19 protein-coding genes and 1 pseudogene are annotated in these 21,850 nt (G+C 70.5%); 9 read left to right on the forward strand and 11 right to left on the reverse strand.

What is annotated here, in order from left to right; genetic code table 11:
• Nucleotides 1-20: 20 nt before the first annotated feature.
• From ASC56_RS39225 to ASC56_RS36585, 5 genes and pseudogenes are all read right to left on the reverse strand, one after another.
• Nucleotides 21-1,024 (reverse strand): annotated as a pseudogene (locus ASC56_RS39225) (IS5 family transposase).
• A gap of 72 nt (nucleotides 1,025-1,096) precedes the next feature.
• Entirely contained in the window at nucleotides 1,097-2,179 is a 1,083-nt protein-coding gene (gene rhaS / locus ASC56_RS36570) for a rhamnose ABC transporter substrate-binding protein (protein WP_055495920.1), read from the reverse strand.
• A gap of 30 nt (nucleotides 2,180-2,209) precedes the next feature.
• Nucleotides 2,210-3,199 (reverse strand): ABC transporter permease, encoded by a 990-nt coding sequence (locus tag ASC56_RS36575; RefSeq protein WP_055495921.1) that lies wholly within the window; start codon nucleotides 3,197-3,199, stop codon nucleotides 2,210-2,212.
• Nucleotides 3,192-4,232, reverse strand: a complete 1,041-nt coding sequence (locus ASC56_RS36580; RefSeq protein ID WP_055495922.1) for an ABC transporter permease — start codon at nucleotides 4,230-4,232, stop codon at nucleotides 3,192-3,194. Before ASC56_RS36580 ends, ASC56_RS36575 begins: the two co-directional genes overlap by 8 nt.
• Nucleotides 4,229-5,746, reverse strand: a complete 1,518-nt coding sequence (locus ASC56_RS36585; protein ID WP_055495923.1) for a sugar ABC transporter ATP-binding protein — start codon at nucleotides 5,744-5,746, stop codon at nucleotides 4,229-4,231. Before ASC56_RS36585 ends, ASC56_RS36580 begins: the two co-directional genes overlap by 4 nt.
• Before the next feature lie 258 nt (nucleotides 5,747-6,004).
• Here ASC56_RS36585 and rhaI point away from each other — a divergent pair, with 258 nt between their 5' ends.
• The gene (rhaI, locus tag ASC56_RS36590) at nucleotides 6,005-7,165 is read left to right on the forward strand and encodes an L-rhamnose isomerase (protein ID WP_055495924.1); all 1,161 of its coding nucleotides are present in this window, start codon (nucleotides 6,005-6,007) and stop codon (nucleotides 7,163-7,165) included.
• Nucleotides 7,166-7,244: 79 nt separating this feature from the next.
• Here rhaI and ASC56_RS36595 read toward each other — a convergent pair whose 3' ends face one another.
• Nucleotides 7,245-7,652: a DUF3224 domain-containing protein gene (locus ASC56_RS36595; protein ID WP_055495925.1), complete on the reverse strand. Its 408-nt coding sequence runs from the start codon at nucleotides 7,650-7,652 to the stop codon at nucleotides 7,245-7,247.
• Between the two features lie 284 nt (nucleotides 7,653-7,936).
• A complete protein-coding gene (locus ASC56_RS36600) occupies nucleotides 7,937-8,425 on the reverse strand; it encodes a MarR family winged helix-turn-helix transcriptional regulator (RefSeq protein WP_055495926.1) in 489 nt (162 codons plus the stop codon).
• Nucleotides 8,426-8,644: 219 nt separating this feature from the next.
• Here ASC56_RS36600 and ASC56_RS36605 point away from each other — a divergent pair, with 219 nt between their 5' ends.
• The 8 genes from ASC56_RS36605 (at nucleotide 8,645) to ASC56_RS36640 (ending at nucleotide 19,175) form a co-directional block, all read left to right on the forward strand.
• The gene (locus ASC56_RS36605; RefSeq protein ID WP_055495927.1) at nucleotides 8,645-10,009 is read left to right on the forward strand and encodes an aminotransferase class I/II-fold pyridoxal phosphate-dependent enzyme; all 1,365 of its coding nucleotides are present in this window, start codon (nucleotides 8,645-8,647) and stop codon (nucleotides 10,007-10,009) included.
• A 271-nt stretch (nucleotides 10,010-10,280) separates the two neighbouring features.
• Complete coding sequence (locus ASC56_RS36610) at nucleotides 10,281-12,320, forward strand: bifunctional rhamnulose-1-phosphate aldolase/short-chain dehydrogenase (protein WP_055495928.1); 2,040 nt, start codon at nucleotides 10,281-10,283, stop codon at nucleotides 12,318-12,320.
• Nucleotides 12,317-13,765 (forward strand): rhamnulokinase family protein, encoded by a 1,449-nt coding sequence (locus tag ASC56_RS36615; RefSeq protein ID WP_234377251.1) that lies wholly within the window; start codon nucleotides 12,317-12,319, stop codon nucleotides 13,763-13,765. Before ASC56_RS36610 ends, ASC56_RS36615 begins: the two co-directional genes overlap by 4 nt.
• 72 nt (nucleotides 13,766-13,837) lie before the next feature.
• Complete coding sequence (locus ASC56_RS36620; RefSeq protein WP_055495930.1) at nucleotides 13,838-14,593, forward strand: (Fe-S)-binding protein; 756 nt, start codon at nucleotides 13,838-13,840, stop codon at nucleotides 14,591-14,593.
• A gap of 31 nt (nucleotides 14,594-14,624) precedes the next feature.
• Nucleotides 14,625-16,109, forward strand: a complete 1,485-nt coding sequence (locus tag ASC56_RS36625) for a LutB/LldF family L-lactate oxidation iron-sulfur protein (RefSeq protein ID WP_055495931.1) — start codon at nucleotides 14,625-14,627, stop codon at nucleotides 16,107-16,109.
• Nucleotides 16,106-16,774: a lactate utilization protein C gene (locus ASC56_RS36630; RefSeq protein WP_055495932.1), complete on the forward strand. Its 669-nt coding sequence runs from the start codon at nucleotides 16,106-16,108 to the stop codon at nucleotides 16,772-16,774. Before ASC56_RS36625 ends, ASC56_RS36630 begins: the two co-directional genes overlap by 4 nt.
• Before the next feature lie 86 nt (nucleotides 16,775-16,860).
• A complete protein-coding gene (locus ASC56_RS36635) occupies nucleotides 16,861-18,015 on the forward strand; it encodes a betaine/proline/choline family ABC transporter ATP-binding protein (RefSeq protein WP_055495933.1) in 1,155 nt (384 codons plus the stop codon).
• Between the two features lie 149 nt (nucleotides 18,016-18,164).
• Complete coding sequence (locus ASC56_RS36640) at nucleotides 18,165-19,175, forward strand: hypothetical protein (RefSeq protein WP_055495934.1); 1,011 nt, start codon at nucleotides 18,165-18,167, stop codon at nucleotides 19,173-19,175.
• Nucleotides 19,176-19,193: 18 nt separating this feature from the next.
• On the opposite strand, the gene ASC56_RS36645 is transcribed toward ASC56_RS36640, so the two are convergent.
• From ASC56_RS36645 to ASC56_RS36660, 4 genes are all read right to left on the reverse strand, one after another.
• Complete coding sequence (locus ASC56_RS36645) at nucleotides 19,194-20,129, reverse strand: ABC transporter substrate-binding protein (RefSeq protein WP_055495935.1); 936 nt, start codon at nucleotides 20,127-20,129, stop codon at nucleotides 19,194-19,196.
• Nucleotides 20,126-20,797, reverse strand: a complete 672-nt coding sequence (locus ASC56_RS36650) for an ABC transporter permease (RefSeq protein WP_055495936.1) — start codon at nucleotides 20,795-20,797, stop codon at nucleotides 20,126-20,128. The genes ASC56_RS36645 and ASC56_RS36650 overlap by 4 nt, the downstream gene beginning before the upstream one ends.
• The gene (locus ASC56_RS36655) at nucleotides 20,794-21,474 is read right to left on the reverse strand and encodes an ABC transporter permease (protein WP_055495937.1); all 681 of its coding nucleotides are present in this window, start codon (nucleotides 21,472-21,474) and stop codon (nucleotides 20,794-20,796) included. Before ASC56_RS36655 ends, ASC56_RS36650 begins: the two co-directional genes overlap by 4 nt.
• A 112-nt stretch (nucleotides 21,475-21,586) precedes the next feature.
• Nucleotides 21,587-21,808: a hypothetical protein gene (locus tag ASC56_RS36660; protein ID WP_055495938.1), complete on the reverse strand. Its 222-nt coding sequence runs from the start codon at nucleotides 21,806-21,808 to the stop codon at nucleotides 21,587-21,589.
• Nucleotides 21,809-21,850 lie beyond the last annotated feature (42 nt).

Consider the following 21,850-nt stretch of genomic DNA (forward strand, 5'->3'; position numbering starts at 1 on the left):
GGGCCTGTGTGACGTTGTGATCAGCCAGTTGCCTTCAGCAGGTCGTTGATCCAGATCATTGAGGCACGGAGGTGGAGGCCGGCGAGGTAGCTCTCGGGCGTCTTGTCGTATCGAGTGGCGATGCCCCGCCAGGCCTTCAGCTTGTTGATGAGCCGCTCGACCGTGTTCCGCTCCTTGTAAAGATCACTGTCGTGGCACGTGGGGCGGCCGCCTCGGCGGCCCTTCTTCTTACGGTTGGCGGCCTGGTCCTTCTTCTCAGGAATGACTGCCTTGATGTTGCGTTTCCGCAGGTAAGAACGGTTAGCGCGGGACGAGTAGGCTTTGTCCGCGGCGACAGCGCCGGGCCGGGTTCGAGGCCGGCCGACAGGAAGACGGACCCGTATCTTCTGCAGCACGGGGACGAACTGCGGGCTGTCAGCGGCCTGTCCTGCGGTCAGCACGAGGGACAGCGGGCGGCACCTGCGGTCCGCGGCGAGATGAATCTTGCTCGTCAGTCCACCACGGGATCTGCCGAGCAGGGCTTGGTTCAAGCGGAGCTTGCGCCGTCGCCTGATACGCCGTCGCTCTTCCTGCTCGGGGTCGTCGCCGCCGTCCTGCCCGTTCTGTCCCGGCGGGCCGCCCCTTTTTGTTGGGCCCGCTCCTGCTCGGCGGCGGCTTCCTCAAGGGCGTCCATGATGTCCTTGCCGAGCTGCATCCCGGCCGCGTCGTGGTGGGCGCGGGAAGTAGTGGAGTCCACGCTGACCAGGGATAAGTCCGTCTGTCCCCGGCGAGCGGCCTCGGCGATCATGCCTTCCAGAAGAGCGGAGAAGACTCCAGCGTCCCGCCAGACGCGAAAGCGCCCGTAGACGGTCGCCCACGGTCCGAACTCGGAGGGCATCTCGCGCCACTGGGCGCTGGACCGGAACCGCCAGATCACCCCCTCGAACTGCTCCCGCAGCCGCTCGGGGTACGGACCGTACTCGCCTATCGGCAGGTACGGCTCGATGAACTTCCACTGCTCGTCGGTGAGTTGCCTACGTGTCACATCCATCGTCCTACCAGGTCCCGTCCCCGCACGGGACCAGAACCCGAGATTGATCACGACCTCACACAGGCCCTAGAAGGCGAACCGGTCGATGTTCTTGGCGTCGAAGACGGTCGGCTTGCCGAGGTTGATCACGCCGTCCTTGCCGATGGTGTACGTGGCGTCGCCGGCCTTGAAGGTCTCGCCCTCCTTGCCGGTGATCCGCCCGGAGGCGAGGGCGACGGCCGTGCGGGCGGCGAGGTCGCCGAGCTTGGCGGGGTCCCACAGCTCGAAGGCGTCCACGGTGCCGTTCTTGACGTACTTGCGCATGTCGTTGGGGGTGCCGAGGCCGGTCAGCTTGACCCTGCCCTTGTACTTGGAGCCGGACAGGTACTGGGCGGCGGCCTTGATGCCGACGGTGGTCGGGGAGATGATCCCCTTCAGGTTCGGGTGCTCCTGGAGGAGGCCCTGGGTCTGCTGGAAGGACTGCTGGGCGTCGTCGTTGCCGTAGGCGATCTTGACCAGCTTGATGTTCTTGTACTTGGGGTCCTTGAGCTCGTCCTTCATGTAGTCGATCCAGGTGTTCTGGTTCGTCGCGGTCTGCGCGGCGGACAGGATCGCGATCTCGCCCTGGTAGCCGATCTGTTCGGCCAGCAGCTGCACCTCGGTGCGGCCCAGGTCCTCGGCACTGGCCTGCGACACGAAGGCGCCCCGGCACTCGGGCTTGGTGTCGGAGTCGTAGGTGACGACCTTGATGCCGTTGCTCATCGCCTGCTTGAGCGCGGTGCACAGGGCGCCCGGGTCCTGGGCGGAGACGGCCATGGCGCTCACCTGCTGCTGGGTGAGCGTGTTGACGTAACTCACCTGGCCGCTGGTGTCGGTGGCGCTGCTCGGGCCGACCTCCCGGTACTTCGAGCCCAGTTCGGTGAGCGCCTTCTCTCCGCCCTTGTCGGCGGCGGTGAAGTAGGGGTTGTTGACCTGCTTGGGCAGGAAGCCGACGGTCAGGCCCTTCTTGAGGGGCGCGTTCGGGTCCGCCTTCCCTCCCGGGGTGGCCGAGCCGCCGCTCTCGTTCTTGACGTCGTTCTTGGTTGTGCCGCCGCAGGCGGTCGCGGCGAGGGCCAGGGAGGTGACGGCGGCGAGGGCCACACAGGCACGACGGATCGATGACTTGTGCATGACGATGGTCCTTTACGAGGGTGGGCCAAGTTACGAGGTCGGAGTCGAGGCGGCGCTACGGCCCGCCCTCGCGACGGAGATCTGGCGTGCGACCCGGGGGCCGAGCACGGAGACGACGAGCAGGACGCCGGTGACGACGATCTGCGACTGCGCCGAGACGTTGAGCAGGCTCATCACGTTCTGCAGGGCACCGAGCAGGAAGACGCCCGCGATCGCGCCGCCGAGCGTGCCCTTGCCGCCGTCGAAGTCGATGCCGCCGAGCAACACGGCCGCGACGACGGAGAGTTCGAGGCCGGTGGCGTTGTCGTAGCGGGCACTGGCGTAGTGCAGGGCCCAGAACACGCCGGTGAGGGAGGCCATCAGGCCGGTCACCGTGAACAGGATGAGCTTCTGCCGCTTGACCCGGACACCGGCGAACCGGGCGGCCTCCTCGCCGGCACCGACCGCGAACAGCGACCGGCCGAAGGGGGTGGCGTGCAGCACGACCACGGCGATCGCGAGCAGGACGAGGAAGGGCGGGAACGCCTGCGGGAGGAAGGTGTTCCCGACGCGTCCGGCCGCGAAGTCCAGGTACCGGGTGGGGAAGTCGGTCACGGCGTCCGAGCCGAGCACGATCTGTGCGATGCCCCGGTAGGCGGCGAGCGTGCCGATGGTGACGGCGAGCGAGGGCAGCCCCAGCCGGGTCACCAGCAGGCCGTTGACCAGCCCGCACACCACACCCAGCAGCAGGCAGATCGGAATGATCGTCTCGATCGCCATGCCCTGGTTCCACAGGGCTCCCATCACCGCGCCGGACAGTCCGGCGGTGGAGGCGACCGACAGGTCGATCTCCCCAGCGACCACGAGCAGGGTCATCGGCAGGGCGATCAGCGCGATGGGCAGCGCGTTGCCGATGAGGAACGACAGGTTGAGGGCGTTGCCGAAGCCGTCCACGAAGGAGAACGACAGCAGCAGGAGGACGAGGAGGAGCGCGCCGACGACCGTGTCCCAGCGGATCGCGCGCGTCAACGAGTCAGGCATGGCGGGCGTTCCTCTTCTTCAGGGCCAGGGCCACGCGCAGGGCGACGATCCGGTCGACGGCGATGGCCAGGAGGAGCAGGATGCCGTTGATGGCGAGCACCCACACGGAACTGACGCCGAGGGCGGGCAGCACGCTGTTGATGGAGGTCAGCAGGAGCGCGCCGAGGGCGGCTCCGTACACGCCGCCGGAGCCGCCGGTGAAGACGACGCCGCCGACCACGACCGCGCTGACGACGGTGAGTTCATAGCCGTTGCCGGTGCCGGAGTCGACGTTGCCGAACCGGGCCAGGTACAGGGCGCCCGCGAGACCGGCGAGGGCGCCGCAGAAGGTGTAAGCGGCCAGGATCCGCTTGCGGACGGGAATGCCGGCGAGCCGGGCGGCCTCGGGGTTGGAGCCGAGCGCGTACAGTTCCCGTCCGCTGCCGAAGTGCTTGAGGTAGTACGCCGTGGTCATCAGGACCGCGAGGGCGATCAGCGCGAGACCGGGCACGGCGAAGACGCCGCCGGAGCCGAAGTCGACGAAACCGCCGGGCAGATCGGCCGCCGTGATCTGCCGTGGGCCGACCCAGATCGAGTCCACGCCCCGGATGATGTAGAGCGTCCCCAGGGTGACGACGAGGGCGGGCACCTGGCCCAGGCTGACCAGCAGCCCGTTCAGCAGGCCGAAGCCGACGCCCAGCAGGACCGCCAGGGCGATCGCGACGACCGCGTTCCCGCCGCCGTGCAGATAGGTCCCGGCCGCGAAGGCGCTGATGCCGAGCGTGGAGCCGACGGACAGGTCGACGTTCCTCGTGATCACCACCAAAGACTGGCCGGTGGCGACCAGCACCAGGATGGTCGCGTTCAGCAGCAGGTCCTTGATGCCCTGCTCGGACAGGAACTGGCTGTTGCCCGCCTGGGTGACGGCGATCATCACCAGGAACACGACCAGGATGGCGAGTTCGCGCATCCTGAAGACGCGGTCCACCAGGCGGGTGCCGCTGGACTTGGGCACCTCGGCGGCCGGGGCGGGACTGGGAGCCGTGACCGTCATGCGGCGGCCCTCCCGGTGGCTGCGGCCATCACGGACTCCTCGGTGGCGTCGGAGCGGGGGATCTCGGCGGTGAGGCGGCCCTCGCGCATGACGAGGACGCGGTCGGCCATGCCGAGGATCTCGGGCAGGTCCGACGAGATCATCAGGACGGCCACCCCGTCGCCGGCCAGCTCGCTGAGCAGCCGGTGCACCTCGGCCTTCGTACCGACGTCGATGCCCCGGGTGGGCTCGTCGACGATCAGCACCTTGGGCCCGGTGGCGAGCCACTTGGCGAGCACGACCTTCTGCTGGTTGCCGCCGGACAGGGTCGACACGGCGTCGGCGATCCGGGCGTACTTCACCCGGAGCCTGACCGCCCAATCCAGGGAGCGGCTGCGCTCGGCGCCGCGGTCCATCAGCCCGGCCCTCACCGTCGTACGCAGCCCGGTCAGGCCGATGTTCCGCTCGATGGACATGTCCATCACCAGGCCCTGGGCGCGCCGGTCCTCGGGCACGAGGGCCAGCCCGGCGGCCATGGCGGTCGAGGGCGCGCCGTTGGTCAGCGCCCTGCCCTCGACCTCGACCTCGCCCGCGTCCCAGCGGTCGATGCCGAAGACGGCCCGGGCCACCTCCGTACGGCCGGCGCCGACGAGCCCGGCCAGACCGACGATCTCACCCCGCCGCACGTCGAACGACACATCGGTGAAGACGCCCTCACGGGTCAGCCGGTGCACGCTGAGGGCGACCTCACCGGGCTTCACGTCCTGCTTGGGGTAGAGCTCGTCGAGGTCGCGGCCGACCATCCGGCGGACCAGTTCGTCCTCGGTCATCCCGTCCAGCAGTTCGCTGGAGATCAGGGCGCCGTCGCGCAGGGTGGTCACCCGCCGGCAGATCTCGAAGATCTCCTCCAGCCGGTGCGAGATGAACAGCACCGCCGCGCCCTGCTCGCGCAGCGTACGGACGACGCCGAAGAGGCGTGCCACCTCACTGCCGGTCAGGGCGGCCGTCGGCTCGTCCATGATCAGAACCCGCGCGTCGAAGGAGAGGGCCTTGGCGATCTCCACGATCTGCTGGTCAGCGATCGACAGACCGCGCGCCGGACGCTCGGGGTCGAGGTCGACACCCAGGCGCCGCATCAGGGCGGCGGTGGCCGCGTGGGTGGCCTTGTGGTCGATACGGCCCAGCGCGCGGCGGGGCTGACGGCCCATGAAGATGTTCTCGGCGATCGACAGGTCGGGGAAGAGGGTCGGTTCCTGGTAGATCACGGCGATGCCCGCGTCGCGCGCGTCGGCCGGTCCGTGAAAGACGGTCGGCTCACCGTCGAGCAGCACCTGACCGGCGTCCGGTCGGTGCACCCCGGCGAGCGTCTTGATGAGGGTCGACTTGCCCGCGCCGTTCTCGCCGGCGAGGGCGTGCACCTCGCCGGGGAACAGCTCCAGGGACACGTCCCTCAGGGCGCGCACCGCGCCGAAGGACTTGGAGATGTCCCTGAGCGCCAGCACCGGGGCCGGACCCGTGTCGGACGGGTGGGTCATGGGAGCTCCTCGACGACGCCCGGAGGGGCCTCACGGCGTCGTGAAAGGTTTCAACTGGGTTGCCGGGACGTTAGGCGCGCCAGCCATGTGACGTCAATGGGGTCGGGCCGAAATACTTTCGATGGCCAAAGGTCACAGGGGAGTCACGGGAAGCAGGGTCCGACGGAAGGCTTGACACCTCATAGGAGGACTCATAGCTTCCCATCCTGAATCGTTTCATGGAGTTGTCGCTCCAACCGACGCCACAGGAGCCCCGAAGTGACCGAGCTCGCCGCGGTGAAGGCCGCGCTGAAGACCCAGGCCGTCGAGACGCCGTCGTGGGCGTACGGGAACTCGGGCACGCGGTTCAAGGTGTTCGCGCAACCGGGGGTCCCGCGCACTGCGCGCGAGAAGCTGGACGACGCCGCGAAGGTGCACGAGTTCACGGGGGTGGCGCCGACCGTGGCGCTGCACATCCCCTGGGACAGGGTCGACGACTACGCCGCGCTGGCCACATACGCGCAGGAGCGGGGCCTGAAGCTGGGCACGATCAACTCCAACACTTTCCAGGACGACGACTACAGGCTCGGCAGCATCTGTCATCCCGATGCGCGGGTTCGCCGCAAGGCCCTCGACCACCTCTTCGAGTGCGTCGACATCATGGCCGCGACGGGATCAAGGGACCTGAAGCTGTGGTTCGCCGACGGCACGAACTACCCCGGCCAGGACGACATCCGGGAACGGCAGGACCGCCTCGCCGAAGGCCTGGCCCAGGTCTACGAACGGCTCGGCGACCGACAGCGCATGCTGCTGGAGTACAAGTTCTTCGAGCCCGCCTTCTACACCACCGACGTCCCGGACTGGGGGACGGCATACGCCCACTGCCTGGAGCTCGGTGAGAAGGCCCAGGTCGTCGTCGACACCGGACACCACGCACCCGGCACCAACATCGAATTCATCGTCGCCACCCTCCTGAGGAAGGACAAGCTCGGCGGATTCGACTTCAACTCACGCTTCTACGCCGACGACGACCTCATGGTCGGTGCCGCCGACCCCTTCCAGTTGTTCCGCATCATGTACGAAGTCATCCGCGGCGGAGGCCTCACCGATGATGTCGCCTTCATGCTGGACCAATGCCACAACATCGAGGCGAAGATCCCCGCGATCATCCGCTCGGTCATGAACGTCCAGGAGGCCACCGCCAAGGCGCTGCTCGTCGACCGCGACGCCCTGAACGCCGCGCAGAGGTCCGGTGACGTCCTCGGGGCGAACGCGGTGCTGATGGACGCCTACAACACCGACGTACGCCCCCTGCTCGCCGAACTTCGCGAAGAACTCGGCCTGGACCGCGACCCGATGGCCGCGTATCACCGCTCCGGCTGGGCGAAGAAGATCACCGAGGAGCGGGTCGGCGGACAGCAGGCCGGCTGGGGCGCCTGAGGTTCCCCGGCAAGGCCCGAGAGCCGAGACCGGCACATCGGCGGGGTCCCGGCCGCGCGGACCACGGGCGGGTGCCCGGTCAGCCGAGCTCGTAGTCGAACCGGATGCGATGCGTGCCGTCGGCGTCGACCGTGATCCCTCCGGTGCCGGAGATGCCGGTCAGGTCGCCGGTGCCGCTGGAGGGCACGATGGTGAAGAACTCCGCGGTGCGGTCACCGCCGGACGTGGTCGCCGAGTGCACGAAGTTGAAGGAGCCCTCCCGGCCGTGCAGCGACCCCTCGAACGACTCCATGGCCACATATGTGCCGACGCCGGTCGCCTGGTCGAACGCGGCGGTGAACAGGGTCGCCGAGCGACCGGCGGCCTCTCCCTCGAAGTGCTTCTCGATGGTCGCGACACCTACCGGCAGCCCGGTGGCAACGGCCGGCTCGGCCTTCAACTCGGTGGGGACGAACGCTTTGACGATGAAGGTTCCGTTGGCTCTCATGTGCTGACCGTACCGAGGCGGCCCGGCGCGCTGAGGCGGTCTGACATACCGAGGTGGTCTGACATGCGAGGCGGTCCGGCGCGCTGAGTGCTCCGGCGCGCCGAGTGGTCCGACGTGAGGGGCGGTCCGACGTGCCGAGGCGGTCCGACGTGCCGAGGCGGTCCGACGCGTCGACGCCGGTGTCATGGCCGAGCCGCTCGGCTCACCCGCCCTCCCCGCGCAGCGCCCGGTCGACCGAGGCGGTCCGACACGGCGAGGCCGGTGTCATGCCCGAGCCGCTCGGCTCACCCGCCCTCCTCGCGCAGCGCCCGGTCGATCTCGCCCAGCGCCCGGGTCAGCCGTGCGTAGTCCTGAGGGTCGACCGGGTTGACGAAGTACTGCTCGACGACGCGCGCGTGGACTGCGGAGGCCCGAAGGAATACCGTACGACCGTGCTCCGTGGGCTCCACCAGGACGCTTCTGCGGTCCTCGGGAGACGGCAGCCGTCGGACCAGACCGGCTTGTTCCATGCGGTCGATCAGGCGAGTGGTGCCGCCGCTGGTGAGCGTGAGGTCGTCCGCCAGGCGACGCTGGGAGACCTCTTCGTCGGGCTGCCGGCACAGCCGGATGAGGACCTCCAGCATCGTGTGACTGATCCCGCACTCCCGCCGCAGCGCCGCGTCGATCCGCTGTTCCAGCCGGGTCGCGGACTTGATCAGCAGGCCGAAATCGCGAACGAGGCTGCTGTTGGCGGCATGGGCGGCTTCGTCGCCCTGCCGGATCGCGGCATTCACCTGTCTGAACCCTCCGACTCCATGTCAGCCCGGTCGGGCCCCTCTGCCGATGCCCCGAGCTTACTGCTCCATCATCTACTGAGCGCTCACTCACTGAGCACTCACTCACTCATGGGCCTATTTACCTGATTCCTCATTTGCTGAGCGATCAGTGAAATTCTATGGTGGGCGCAGCACTCCGCCGGGGAGGCAGCACCCGCCAGGGAGAGGGAGAGATCAGTGGATCTGCGGCACTGGCTCGGCCGAGCCACCGACGCGATACAGAAGTGGGCCGACACCTTCGGTCCCTACGAGGCACACCCGTCGCTCCGGGTCGACGACGACCGCTTCGCCGAGGCCTTCCAGGAGTTCACCGGGAGACTGGAGGACAACTACCCCTTCTTCCACCCGCGCTACGCGGGGCAGATGCTCAAGCCGCCGCACCCGGCCGCGGTGGTCGGCTACCTCACCGCCATGCTGATCAACCCCAACAACCACGCCCTGGACGGCGGCCCCGCCACCGCCCGGATGGAACGTGAGGCCGTAGCGCGGCTCGCCGCGATGTTCGGCTACGACACCCACCTCGGCCACCTCACCACCAGCGGCACGATCGCCAATCTCGAAGCGCTGTTCGTCGCCCGGGAGTTGCACCCGGGCCGGGGCATCGCCTACAGCCAGGACGCCCACTACACCCATGGCCGCATGTGCCATCTCCTGGGCCTCGAAGGCCACCCCGTACGGACGGACAGCGGCGGCCGCATCGATCTCGACGCGCTCGCAGGCCTGCTGCGTACGGGGAAGGTGGGGACGGTGGTCCTCACCGCGGGAACCACCGGACTGGGGGCCGTCGACCCCGTCCACGAGGCATTGGCGCTGCGGGAGCGCCACGGCGTCCGCATCCACGTGGACGCCGCCTACGGCGGCTTCTTCACCCTCCTGGCAGGCGCCGACGGCCCCGCCGGACTCCCGCCCGCCCCCTGGCGGGCCATCGCGCAGTGCGACTCGATCGTGGTCGATCCCCACAAGCACGGGCTCCAGCCCTACGGCTGTGGTGCCGTACTCTTCCGCGATCCCGAGGTGGGACGCTTCTATCTCCACGACTCGCCCTACACCTACTTCACCTCCAGCGAGTTGCACCTCGGGGAGATCAGCCTGGAGTGCTCGCGCGCGGGAGCGTCGGCCGCGGCCCTGTGGCTCACCTTCCAGCTCCTGCCGCCCACCCCCGACGGGCTCGGCCGGGTCCTGGCCGCCAGCCGGCGGGCCGCGCTGAGATGGGCCGAACTCATCACCGCGTCGGACGCCCTGGAGCTCTACCAGCAGCCCGAACTGGACATCGTCACCTACTTCCCGGCCGTCGAGTCCGCCTCCCTGAGCGCCATCGACGCCGCTTCCGCACGCATCCTGGCCGCCGGTATGACCGAGCCCGATCCGGTGTTCCTGAGCACCTTCACAGCGAGCCGTGAGGCGTTCACCGCACGCCATCCCAAGCTGACCGCGGACGCCGACGACGCACGCGTCCTGCGCAGCGTCCTGTTGAAGCCCGAATCCGAGCACTCCGTCGAACACGTGCTCGGCCGGGTGGAGCAACTCGCCCGGAACCGCTAGGGCGCACGGACCTGGCCGGTCCCGGCGGCCCCGGGAAGACGGGTGTCCTGGCTGAACGTGTCACCGGGACGCGTGGAGCGGTGGTCGGCGCGGGCGGCGCCGACCACCGACATGAGCGCACGCTGTTCGACACCAACGTCTTCGGCGTGGTGCGTGTCGCCCGCGCCTGAGGAACGACGTCGACGTCTTGACGGGGCTGCACCGCTCCCACTACGTTCCTGAAACGATTCAAGAAGGGCCGTACCCGCTCGCCGCAAAGGACTCGACACCCATGGCACCCCACCCTGCAGCCGCCGCCCTCCTCGCCCGTTCCCATCGGCTCGGTGCCGATCCCCGTAACACCAACTACGCCGGTGGCAACGCCTCCGCGAAGGGCAGCGACACCGATCCCGTGACCGGCGGTGAGGTCGAGCTGATGTGGGTGAAGGGGTCCGGTGGCGACCTCGGTACCCTCACGGAGGCGGGGCTCGCGGTGCTGCGGCTGGACCGGTTGCGGGCCCTGAAGGACGTCTACCCGGGGGTCGAGCGCGAGGACGAGATGGTCGCCGCGTTCGACTACTGCCTGCACGGCAAGGGCCAAGCGGCCCCCTCCATCGACACCGCCATGCACGGTCTGGTGGACGCGGGCCACGTGGACCATCTGCACCCCGACTCCGGAATCGCGCTCGCCTGCGCGGCCGACGGGGAGAAGCTGACCGCCGAGTGCTTCGGCGACACGGTGGTGTGGGTGCCGTGGCGGCGGCCCGGCTTCCAGCTGGGTCTGGACATCGCGGCCGTCAGGGAGGCCAACCCGGAAGCCATCGGCTGCGTTCTCGGGGGCCACGGCATCACCGCGTGGGGGGACACCGCCGAGGAGTGCGAGCGCAACTCGCTCCACATCATCCGCGCCGCCGAGGCCTTCCTCGCCGTACGAGGGAAGCCGGAGCCCTTCGGGCCGGTGATCGAGGGGTACGAGGCGCTGCCGGACGCGGAGCGGCGGGAGCGGGCCGCGGCCCTGGCCCCGTACGTCCGTGCGCTGGCCTCCCGGGACAGGGCGCAGGTCGGTCACTTCACCGACTCGGACGTCGTCCTCGACTTCCTCGCCCGCGCGGAGCACCCGCGGCTGGCCGTACTCGGCACCTCCTGCCCGGACCACTTCCTGCGGACCAAGGTCCGGCCGCTGGTCCTCGACCTGCCGCCGACCGTTCCGCTCGACGAGGCGACCGCCCGGCTGAAGGAGCTGCACGCCGCCTACCGCGAGGAGTACGCCGCCTACTACGAGCGGCACGCCCTGCCCGACTCCCCCGCGATGCGCGGCGCCGACCCGGCGATCGTGCTCGTGCCCGGCGTCGGCATGTTCTCCTTCGGCAAGGACAGGCAGACCGCCCGGGTGGCCGGCGAGTTCTACGTCAACGCCATCAACGTGATGCGCGGGGCGGAGGCCGTGTCGACGTACGCGCCCATCGAGGAGTCGGAGAAGTTCCGTATCGAGTACTGGGCGCTGGAGGAGGCCAAGCTCCAGCGGATGCCGAGGCCCGAGCCGCTCGCGACGAGGGTCGCGCTGGTGACGGGTGCCGGCAGCGGGATCGGCCGGGCCATCGCGCACCGGCTGGTGGCCGAGGGCGCCTGTGTTGTCGTCGCGGACCTGGACGCGGACAGCGCCGAGCGGGTCGCCGAGGAGCTCGGCGGGGCGGACAGGGCCCTCGCCGTCACCGTGGACGTCACGTCCGAGGAGCAGATCTGCGAGGCGTTCCGGGCGGCGGTGCTGGCCTTCGGCGGCGTGGATCTCGTGGTCAACAACGCGGGTATCTCCATCTCCAGGCCGCTGCTGGAGACGTCGGCGAAGGACTGGGACCTCCAGCACGACATCATGGCCCGGGGCTCGTTCCTGGTCTCGCGCGAGGCGGCCCGCGTGATGATCGCGCAGGGACTGGGCGGTGACATCGTCTACATCGCCTCCAAGAACGCCGTCTTCGCCGGGCCCGACAACATCGCGTACTCGGCGACCAAGGCCGACCAGGCCCATCAAGTACGGTTGCTGGCAGCCGAATTGGGCGAGCACGGCATCCGCGTCAACGGTGTCAACCCGGACGGTGTGGTGCGCGGCTCGGGCATCTTCGCGGGCGGCTGGGGGGCGCAGCGGGCCGCCGTGTACGGGGTGGAGGAGGAGAAGTTGGGCGAGTTCTACGCCCAGCGGACCATCCTCAAGCGGGAGGTGCTGCCGCAGCACGTCGCGAACGCCGTCTTCGCACTGACCGGCGGGGACCTGACACACACCACCGGACTGCACATCCCGGTCGACGCGGGTGTGGCGGCCGCGTTCCTGCGATGAGCGCCGCAGTGGCGTCCTACGCCGCGGTCGACCTCGGGGCGTCCAGCGGGCGCGTCATGGTCGGCCGGGTGGGCCCCGGCACGCTGGAGCTCACCGAGGCGCACCGGTTCCCCAACCGGCCCGTACGGGTCCCCGAGGGGCTGCGCTGGGACATCCTCTCGCTGTACGCGGGCGTCCTCGACGGGCTGCGCGCGGCCGGCCGGGTCGACTCGATCGGCATCGACAGCTGGGCCGTGGACTACGGCCTGCTGGACGCGGACGGAGCGCTGCTGGGCAACCCGGTCCACTACCGCGACGCCCGCACCGAGGACGTCGCGGAGAAGGTGTGGGCAACCGTGCCGGCCGCCGAACTGTACGCGGCCACGGGACTGCAGTACGCGCCCTTCAACACGCTCTACCGGCTGACGGCGGCCCGTTCCTCGGCGGCTCTGGCCCGGGCGAGGCGCCTGCTGCTCGTTCCGGACCTGCTCATCTACTGGCTCACGGGCGAGCAGGGCACCGAGCTGACCAACGCGTCGACGACGCAGCTGATCGACCCGCGCACGCGCGACTGGTCGTACGACATCGCGGGCCGGCTGGGTGTCGACCTGAGCCTGTTCGCGCCGCTGCGCCGGCCCGGCGACCCGGCGGGCGTGCTGCGGCCGGAGGTACTGGAGGAGACGGGGCTGACGGGTCCGGTACCGGTGACGACGGTCGGCTCGCACGACACGGCGTCCGCGGTGGCCGCGGTGCCGGCCACGACCGAGCGGTTCGCGTACATCTGCACGGGCACCTGGTCCCTGGCCGGGCTGGAGCTGGACGCTCCGGTGCTGACCGAGGCGAGCCGCGCCGCCAACTTCACCAATGAGCTGGGGCTGGACGGCACGGTCCGCTACCTGCGCAACATCATGGGGCTGTGGCTGCTCCAGGAGTGCCTGCGGGAGTGGGGCGATCCGGATCTGCCGGCGCTGTTGTCCGCGGCCGCCGGCGTACCGGCGCTGCGGTCGGTCGTGGACGCGGGAGACGCGGCGTTCCTGGCTCCGGGCCGGATGCCGGGGCGCCTCGCCGAGGCGTGCCGTGCCTCCGGGCAGCCGGTGCCGGGCTCACCCGCCGAGGTCACCCGGTGCATCCTCGACTCGCTCGCGCTCGCCCACCGCCGGGCCGTGTCGGACGCCCGGCGACTGGCCGACCGCCCGGTCGACGTCGTGCACATCGTCGGCGGCGGCACCCGCAACGCGCTGCTGTGCCAGCTGACCGCCGACGCCTGCGGGCTGCCGGTGGTGGCGGGCCCGACGGAGGCGGCGGCGCTCGGGAACGTCCTTGTCCAGGCCCGGGCCCACGGGCTGGTCGGCGACCGTGCGCGGATGCGTCGACTGCTCGCCGAGACCCAGCCGTTGACACGATACGAGCCGCAAGGTGACACGGCACCCTGGCGCGACGCGGAGTCGCTGCTCGGCACGCCGTGAGCCGGGGTCTCCCCGAGGCCGCGTCCGCCGATTACCCTGCACTCATCCGATGACCGACCACAAGGAGCCGCGATGCGTGTCGCTCTGTTCCTGACCTGCGTCAACGACACGCTCTATCCGGATACCGGGCGCGCCGTGGTGAAACTCCTGACCAGTCTGGGCGTCGAGGTCGACTTCCCGATGGCGCAGACCTGCTGTGGGCAGGCCCACTACAACACGGGCTATCGACATGAGGCCGAGCCGCTTGCGGTGAAGTTCTCCGATGTATTCCGGGAGTACGAGGCGATCGTGACGCCGTCGGGGTCATGTGGGGCGATGGTGCGTGAGCTGTATCCCCGGTTGGGTGAGCGCGCCCGGGCCGAGGGACGCGGGGACACGCTCGCGGCCACGCTGGCGCCCGTGGTCCCGAAGACGTACGAGCTCACGGAGTTCCTGGTGGACGTGCTCGGAGTGACGGACGTGGGCGCGTACTACCCGCACCGGGTGACGTACCACCCGACCTGCCACGGTCTGCGCAGCCTCGGTCTGGGCGACCGTGCCACACGGTTGCTGCGGGCCGTCAGGGGACTGGAGCTGGTCGAACTGCCGGGCGCGGAGGAGTGCTGCGGCTTCGGGGGCACCTTCGCCCTGAAGAACGCGGATGTCTCGGCCGCGATGGGCGCCGACAAGGTGCGCAACGCCGAGTCGACGGGCGCGGAGGTGCTGTGCTCGGCCGACAACTCCTGTCTGATGCACATCGGCGGGACGCTGGCCCGGCTGCGGGTCGGCATGCGGCCCGTCCACATCGCGGAGATCCTGGCGAGTACGGAAGAGGAGCCGCTGGTATGAGTGTCACCGTCCCGGTGAGGGGGCGCGTCGTATGAGCCGGACGTTCGTCGGGATGCCCGCGTTCCCGGAGGCCGCGCACGAGGCGGTCGGCAACCGGACCCTGCGCCGGAATCTGCGGCATGCCACCCACACCATCCGCGCGAAGCGCGCCAAGGCGGTCGCGGAGGTGTCCGACTGGGCGGAGCTGCGGGAGGCGGGCCGGCAGATCAAGGACCACACCCTTCGCCGCCTCGACCGCTACCTGGTGCAGTTGGAGGAGTCGGTCACGGCCGCCGGAGGCACGGTGCACTGGGCCGCCGACGCGGACGAGGCCAACCGGATCGTCACCGAACTGGTCAAGGCGACCGGCGAGTCGGAGGTAGTCAAGGTCAAGTCCATGGCCACGCAGGAGATCGGTCTCAACGAGGCGCTGGAGGCGGAGGGCATCCGGGCGTACGAGACCGATCTCGCCGAACTGATCGTGCAGTTGGGCAGGGACCGGCCCTCGCACATCCTGGTCCCGGCCATCCACCGCAACCGCGGCGAGATCCGCGACATCTTCCGCTCCCGGATGGGCGCATGGGGCCGCCCGGCTCCCGAGGGGCTCACCGACACGCCCGCCGAACTCGCCGAGGCGGCCCGGCTGCATCTGCGCGAGAAGTTCCTGCGCGCCAAGGTCGGGATCTCGGGCGCGAACTTCATGGTCGCCGAGACCGGCACGCTGGTGGTGGTCGAGTCGGAGGGCAACGGGCGGATGTGCCTCACGCTCCCGGAGACGCTGATCTCGGTCGTCGGCATCGAGAAGATCGTGCCGACCTGGCGGGACCTGGAGGTGTTCCTGCAGACGCTCCCCCGCTCCTCGACGGCCGAGCGCATGAACCCGTACACGAGCATATGGACGGGGACGACGGACTCCCGGACGGCCGACGGGCCGCAGACCTTCCATCTGGTCCTGCTGGACAACGGCCGCACCGACACGCTCGCCGACCAGGTCGGCCGCCAGGCGCTGCGCTGCATCCGCTGCTCGGCGTGTCTCAATGTCTGCCCGGTGTACGAGCGGGCGGGCGGCCATGCCTACGGCTCGGTCTACCCGGGGCCGATCGGCGCCATCCTCAGCCCGCAGCTGCGGGGCACCCAGAGCGAGATCGACGCCTCGCTGCCCTATGCGTCCTCGCTGTGCGGAGCCTGCTACGAGGTATGTCCGGTCGCCATCGACATCCCCGAGGTGCTGGTGCATCTGCGGGAGCGGGTCGTGGAGGGCGGCCCCGTGACACGCGGCGGCAACAAGGTGGTCCTGAAGCCGGCGAAGGGGCACGCGGCCGAGCGGGCGGCGATGCGGGCGGCACGCTGGGCGTTCAGCCACCCCGGCGCGCTGCGCACCGGCCAGCGGCTGGTCTCGCACTCCCGCCGCTTCCATCCACGGACGCTGCCGGGCCCCGGCAGGGCGTGGAGCGCGAGCCGGGACCTGCCGGCGGTGCCCGCGGAACCGTTCCGCGACTGGTGGCGGCGTACGCACGGGGGGAAGGACACGAGGTGAGCAGCAGGGATCTGATCCTGGGCCGGGTGCGGCGCGCACTGGCGGACGTCCCAGAGGACGACACGCCGTACGAGCAGGCCGTTTCCCGCGACTATCCGAGGCAGCACGGCGAGCGCACCGTCGAGGAGACGGTGGATCTGCTGGCGGAGAACCTGGCGGACTACCGGGCGATCGTGCACCGCTGCACGGCCGACGCGCTGGCTGCGGTGATCGCCGGGCTGCTCGCCGAGCGGGGCGCCCGGACGGTGCTGGTACCGCCGGGCCTCGATCCGCGGTGGCTCGCGGCGGCCGACGCGGAGCTGGTCCCGGATCGGGCCGAGGGCACCGCGCACGAGCTGGACCGGGTCGACAGCGTCGTCACCGGGTGTGCGGTGGCCGTCGCCGAGACCGGCACCGTCGTGCTGGACGGCGGACCCGATCAGGGGCGCCGCCGTATCACTCTGGTGCCGGACCACCACATCTGCGTCGTGCGGGTCCCCGACCAGGTCGTCGCCTCCGTCCCACAGGCCCTCGAACGCCTCGACCCGGTCCGCCCGTTGACCTGGATCTCCGGGCCCTCGGCGACCAGCGACATCGAGCTGGAGCGGGTCGAGGGGGTGCACGGTCCGCGCACCCTGGAGGTGGTGCTGGTGAGCGATCAGGACAGGACCGAGGTCACCTCGTAGCCGCCCTTGGAGGCACCGGTACGAGGCCGTGCCGTCCGGGACGCCGCTGGTGGGCGGGGTACGACCGGTGCCGTTAGCGTGAGGGAATGATCCGGTTCGAACAGGTCACCAAGCGGTATCCGGACGGCACGACAGCTGTGGACGACCTGTCCTTGGAGGTCGACGAGGGCGAGCTCGTCACACTCGTGGGACCGTCCGGCTGTGGCAAGACGACCACGATGATGATGGTCAACCGGCTCATCGAGCCGACCGCGGGCCGGATCTTCCTGGGTGGCAAGGACATCGCGACCGTGGACCCGGTGCGGTTGCGGCGCCGGATCGGCTACGTGATCCAGCAGGTGGGGTTGTTCCCGCACCGTACGGTCCTCGACAACACGGCGACGGTGCCGTACCTGATCGGCTGGAAGAAGACGAGGGCACGGGCGCGGGCCGCCGAACTGCTCGACCTGGTGGGGCTGGACCCGACGACGTACGGGCCGCGCTACCCCGACCAGTTGTCGGGCGGTCAGCGGCAGCGGGTCGGGGTGGCGCGGGCGCTGGCGGCGGATCCGCCCGTCCTGCTGATGGACGAACCGTTCGGCGCCGTCGACCCGGTGGTGCGGGAGCAGTTGCAGGACGAGTTCCTGAGGATGCAGGAGGCCGTACGCAAGACGGTGCTGCTGGTCACGCACGACATCGAGGAGGCCGTACGGCTCGGCGACCGGATCGCGGTGTACGGGCAGGGGCGCATCGAGCAGTTCGACACACCGGGGGCGGTGCTGGGCACGCCCGCCACGCCGTATGTCGCCGAGTTCGTGGGCGCGGACCGGGGGCTGAAGCGACTGTCGGTGACGGAGATCCAGCCGAGCGATCTGGAGCAGCCCCCGACCGCGCGGCTCGACGAGCCCGCCGGGCGGGCGGCGGCCCGACTGCACAGGGAGGGCGCGCGCTGGGCGGTCGTGCTGGACGCCGAGGGCTCTCTGCACGGCTGGGTCGGGGCCGACGCACTCGGCGCGGGCGGCGTCGTCCGTGACCATGCCCACCGGATGAACTCCTGGGTTCCGGTGGGCGCTCCACTGAAGCAGGCGTTCGGGGTGATGCTCCAGCATGACGCCGGGTGGGTCGCGGTGCTGGACGGGGCGCGCTTCCTGGGTGTGCTGACCCCGGCGAAGCTCCACGAGGCGCTGCGCCGCTCGGTGGACGCGGACGCGCGTGGCATCTCGCGGGGGCAAGTGTCGTTCGACTCGGTGGCGGACGCATAAGGGGTCCTTGCACTATGCCCGCCCGGGTCGCGTGGTCTGGCACCGCACCTCGCAAGGCGCCGGAAGGACCGCCGCGACCCGAATGCGGGCACCGGAACGCCCGGGCCCGTGCCGTGCGCACGAGGCCCGGGGAGCGGACACTGGAGCGCATGACCCGTCAGGCTGGGCCCGAGGGAGGGACGATCGAGCGGCGGGTCGTGCTGCGGGGCGCGGCCGGTGCGCTGCTGGGCGCCGCAGCCGCCGGCTGTACGGGCGGCGGCTCGCCCCGGCACACCCCCGGTTCGCCGTCGGCGACTGCCTCTCCCACGGGCTCCCCCGTGCCCGGCGCTCTTCCGCGCACCACACCCTGGCGCCCCACGTCCGCCGAGGTCGACCCCGAGGTGAAGCTGCGCGCCGTCCAGCTCGTCGAGGCCATCGGCGCGTGGCCGGCCGGGAAGGGCGGCACGGCCGCGGCCGAGGCCCGGGTTGCCGCGCTGCGCCTGCCCACCGGTCTGGTGGGTCAGGCGGGGACTCTGCTGCCGTCCGCCGACGCGGCCGCGCTGCAGGTCGTGGACGCACAGTACGGCGGGATCCTCACGGATGCGTCGAGCGTGCTGGTGGTGTGCCGGCAGTGGACCCGGCACGGTGCCCGGATCGTCGCGGGCGGTACGACGGTCGACGTACGGCTGGTACGGACCGGGTCCGCGTGGACCGTGACCGCCCTGCACCCCGCGCAGCCCGGCGCGGCGGTCGGCTCGCCGTCGGCGGCCGTTCGCGCGGTACTGGCGGACACCCGGATCGTGCTGCCACCCGCGGCGGAGGCCGACCTGCGCAGCGGCCTGGTCCACGACAGCGTGCCGAGCGCGATGCTGTGGCTGGCGAGGACGTATCGGATGGAGGTGAGTGTGGTGCGTTCCGGGCATCCGCTGAACGTCTTCGGCACCAACCGGCCCAGCGACCATCCACGCGGCCGGGCGTTCGACGTCTGGCGGATCGACGGCCGGGCGGTGGTCGACCCGGCCGCACCACGGACTCTGGTCGAACGCTTCATGCGGGACGCGGCGGCCGCCGGGTCCTACAACGTCGGCGGGCCGGTCCAGTTGTCGGGCGGCGCGACGTCCGGCCAGTTCTTCAGCGACGACACCCACCACGATCACGTGCACATCGGCTTCCTGCGCTGAGAGGTGGGCGCCACGAGGTCACTTCACCAGCCCCTTGTCCTTGAGGTAGGCGCGGGCCACGTCCTGCGGAAGCCGCCGCCTGCTGTCGACCTGACGGTTCATCGACGCCAGGTCCCGCGTGCTCAGTACGGAGTTGAGCGCGCCCAGTGCCCTGGTGACGCGTTCGCCGCCCGCGCGGGAGCGGTTGACGACGGGGACGATGTAGTCCGCGTTCTGGAGGTGCTTGTCGTCGGCGAGCAGGACGAGCCCGAACTCGTCGAGGGTCGCGTCCGTGGTGGTGGTCAGCACCATCTGGTCCCGCCCGCTCTGGACGGCCCGCTTGGCCTGGGTGGTGCCGACGCCCTTGGGGTCGACGCCGATGACGTCGATGCCGTACGTCTTCCGCAACCCGGGTTCGCAGTAAGGCCGTTGGACGCATTCGTCACCGGCCGCGAGCCGCACCCCCAGACCCGACCTGCCGAGGTCGCTCAGTGTGGTGAGGTGGTGCCGGCGGGCGTAGGACCGCGTCACCGCGAAGGCGTTCTGGTCGACCGCCCGGCCGGGGTCGAGCACCGTGAGCCCACGGGGCGCCGCCAGTCTCCGCAGGGCCTTCATGGTGGCGTCGAGGTCCGGAGAGCCGACGGGCGCGGCGCCGGCCCCATGGGTCTTGGCGTCGAGCCAGTCCGCGAAGGTGGCCGCGTACTCCGCCACGACGTCGATCTGCCCTGATTCCAGGGCTGGTTCGTACAGTTCGCGGTTGTTGACGGTGAGGATGGACGTGCGGTACCCGGCCTGGGTCAGCAGAAGTGCGTACATCTGGGCGAGCAGGTCGCTCTCGGTGAAGCCGGCCGAGCCGACGGTCAGATGTCTGCTGTCGCCGGGCGAGGCGGTGATCCGACCGCGGGTCTCCAGGGAGGGGCCCGTCGCGCAGCCTGCGACCAGGAGCACGGTCGCGATCGCCGCGTACCGTCTCATCGCGGGCCTCGTGTCCCGCGCGGGGCCAGCCGCTCGACGGCCTCGAAGATCCCCTCGACGATCAGTGCGAACAGGGCCACCAGCACCGCCCCGGCGACGACCTGGGGCGTACTGGCCAGGTTGAAGCCCGCGGTGATGATGCGACCGAGTCCGCCGCCACCCGCGAGGGCGGCGATCGTGGCGGTCGCGACGAGCTGTACGGCGGCGATCCGTACACCGTTGAGGACCATCGGGAGCGCAAGGGGCAGCTCGACGTGGAACAGCGTCTGCCCACCGGTCATCCCCATCCCCCGCGCCGCCCGCACGACGCTGCGGTCGACCTCGCGCATGCCGACGTACGCGTTGGTGAGCAGTGGCGGCACGGCGAACAGGACGAGGGCGACGACGGTCGGGCCCTCGCCCCAGGTGCCGATCGGGGTGAGCAGCAGCAGGACCAGGACCGCGAAGGTGGGGACGGCACGGCCGACGTTGGAGATGTTGACGGCGAGCGCGCCGCCCCTGCCGAGATGGCCGAGGACGAGCGCGACGGGCAGCGCGATCACACAGCTGATGAGCAGACAGACCGCGGTCAGGACGAGATGCTGCTCCAACCGGTGCCGGATGCCGTCGTCACCCGCCCAGTGGGCCGGGTCGATGAGCCAGTGCCAGGTGCCGCTGAGGGTCCTCATCCACGTGTCGCCCTCGTCCAGGGTGTGAGCAGCCGCTGCACGCCGAGCAGCAGAAGATCGGCCGCCACCGCGATCAGCACGCACAGCACGGACGCGGTGAGCACCTGTGCCTTGAAGTATGTGTTCATGCCCGCATAGATCAGGTTCCCGAGCCCGCCGAAGCCGACGATCGCGCCGACCGTGACGAGGGAGACCGCCGAGACGGTGGCGATACGGAGCCCGGCCATGGCGGCGGGCAGGGCGAGCGGCAGTTCGACGGCGAGCAACAGCCGGATCGGGCCGTATCCGACCCCCCGGGCGGCCTGCCGGGTCTCCTCGGGGACCGCGTGCAGGCCCGCGAGCACATTGCGGACCAGCAGGGTGAGCGAGTAGAGGACGAGCCCGGCGACCACCAGGGCCGCCGACAGCCCGTACAGGGGCAGCAGCAGCGAGAACATCGCCAGGGACGGGATCGTGTAGAGGACCGTGGTGACCGCGAGGACGGGACCGGCCGCCCAGCCCCAGCGGCGGGCCAGCAGGGCCAGCGGTACGGCGATGGCGAGGCCGATCAGCACGGAGACCGCGGTCAGTTGCACATGCTGGAGCACCGCGTCGAGGAGGATGTGGCGGCGGGTGCGCAGATACTCACCGCAGATCCACTCGTTGCGGGCGAGGCAGTCGTCGGGGCTCGCGGTCACGCGTCCATTGCACCGACCGGACGAGCGTGCGCGCTCGTTGTGGTGGCCCGTCCGGGGGCGTCACCGTCCATCGCCCGGCGGTACGGATCCTCGCTCCGGGACCGGTCCAGGGTCAGGGGGTGCCTTCGGAGGGCCGTCCCTCGGGGCGGCCCCTGGCGCTGTTCCGGTTGGCGTGGAGGCTCGGGGTGATCGGGTCGCCCCCGGTGCCTCCGGTGCCCCGGGTGGTGTCGGTGTCGTCCTCGTGGCCCTGCTGCTTGACCTCCTCCAGGACTTCCTCGGTTGCCGTACGGGTCGGCTTCTTGCGCCATGGAAGGCGCCGCAGGATGGTGCGCATGCGGGGTGAGTACCCGAAGATCGGCGGTCCAGGCAGGGGGAT

This window comes from Streptomyces sp. TP-A0356 (assembly GCF_001417775.1).
In the GTDB taxonomy this organism is placed as follows: domain Bacteria; phylum Actinomycetota; class Actinomycetes; order Streptomycetales; family Streptomycetaceae; genus Streptomyces.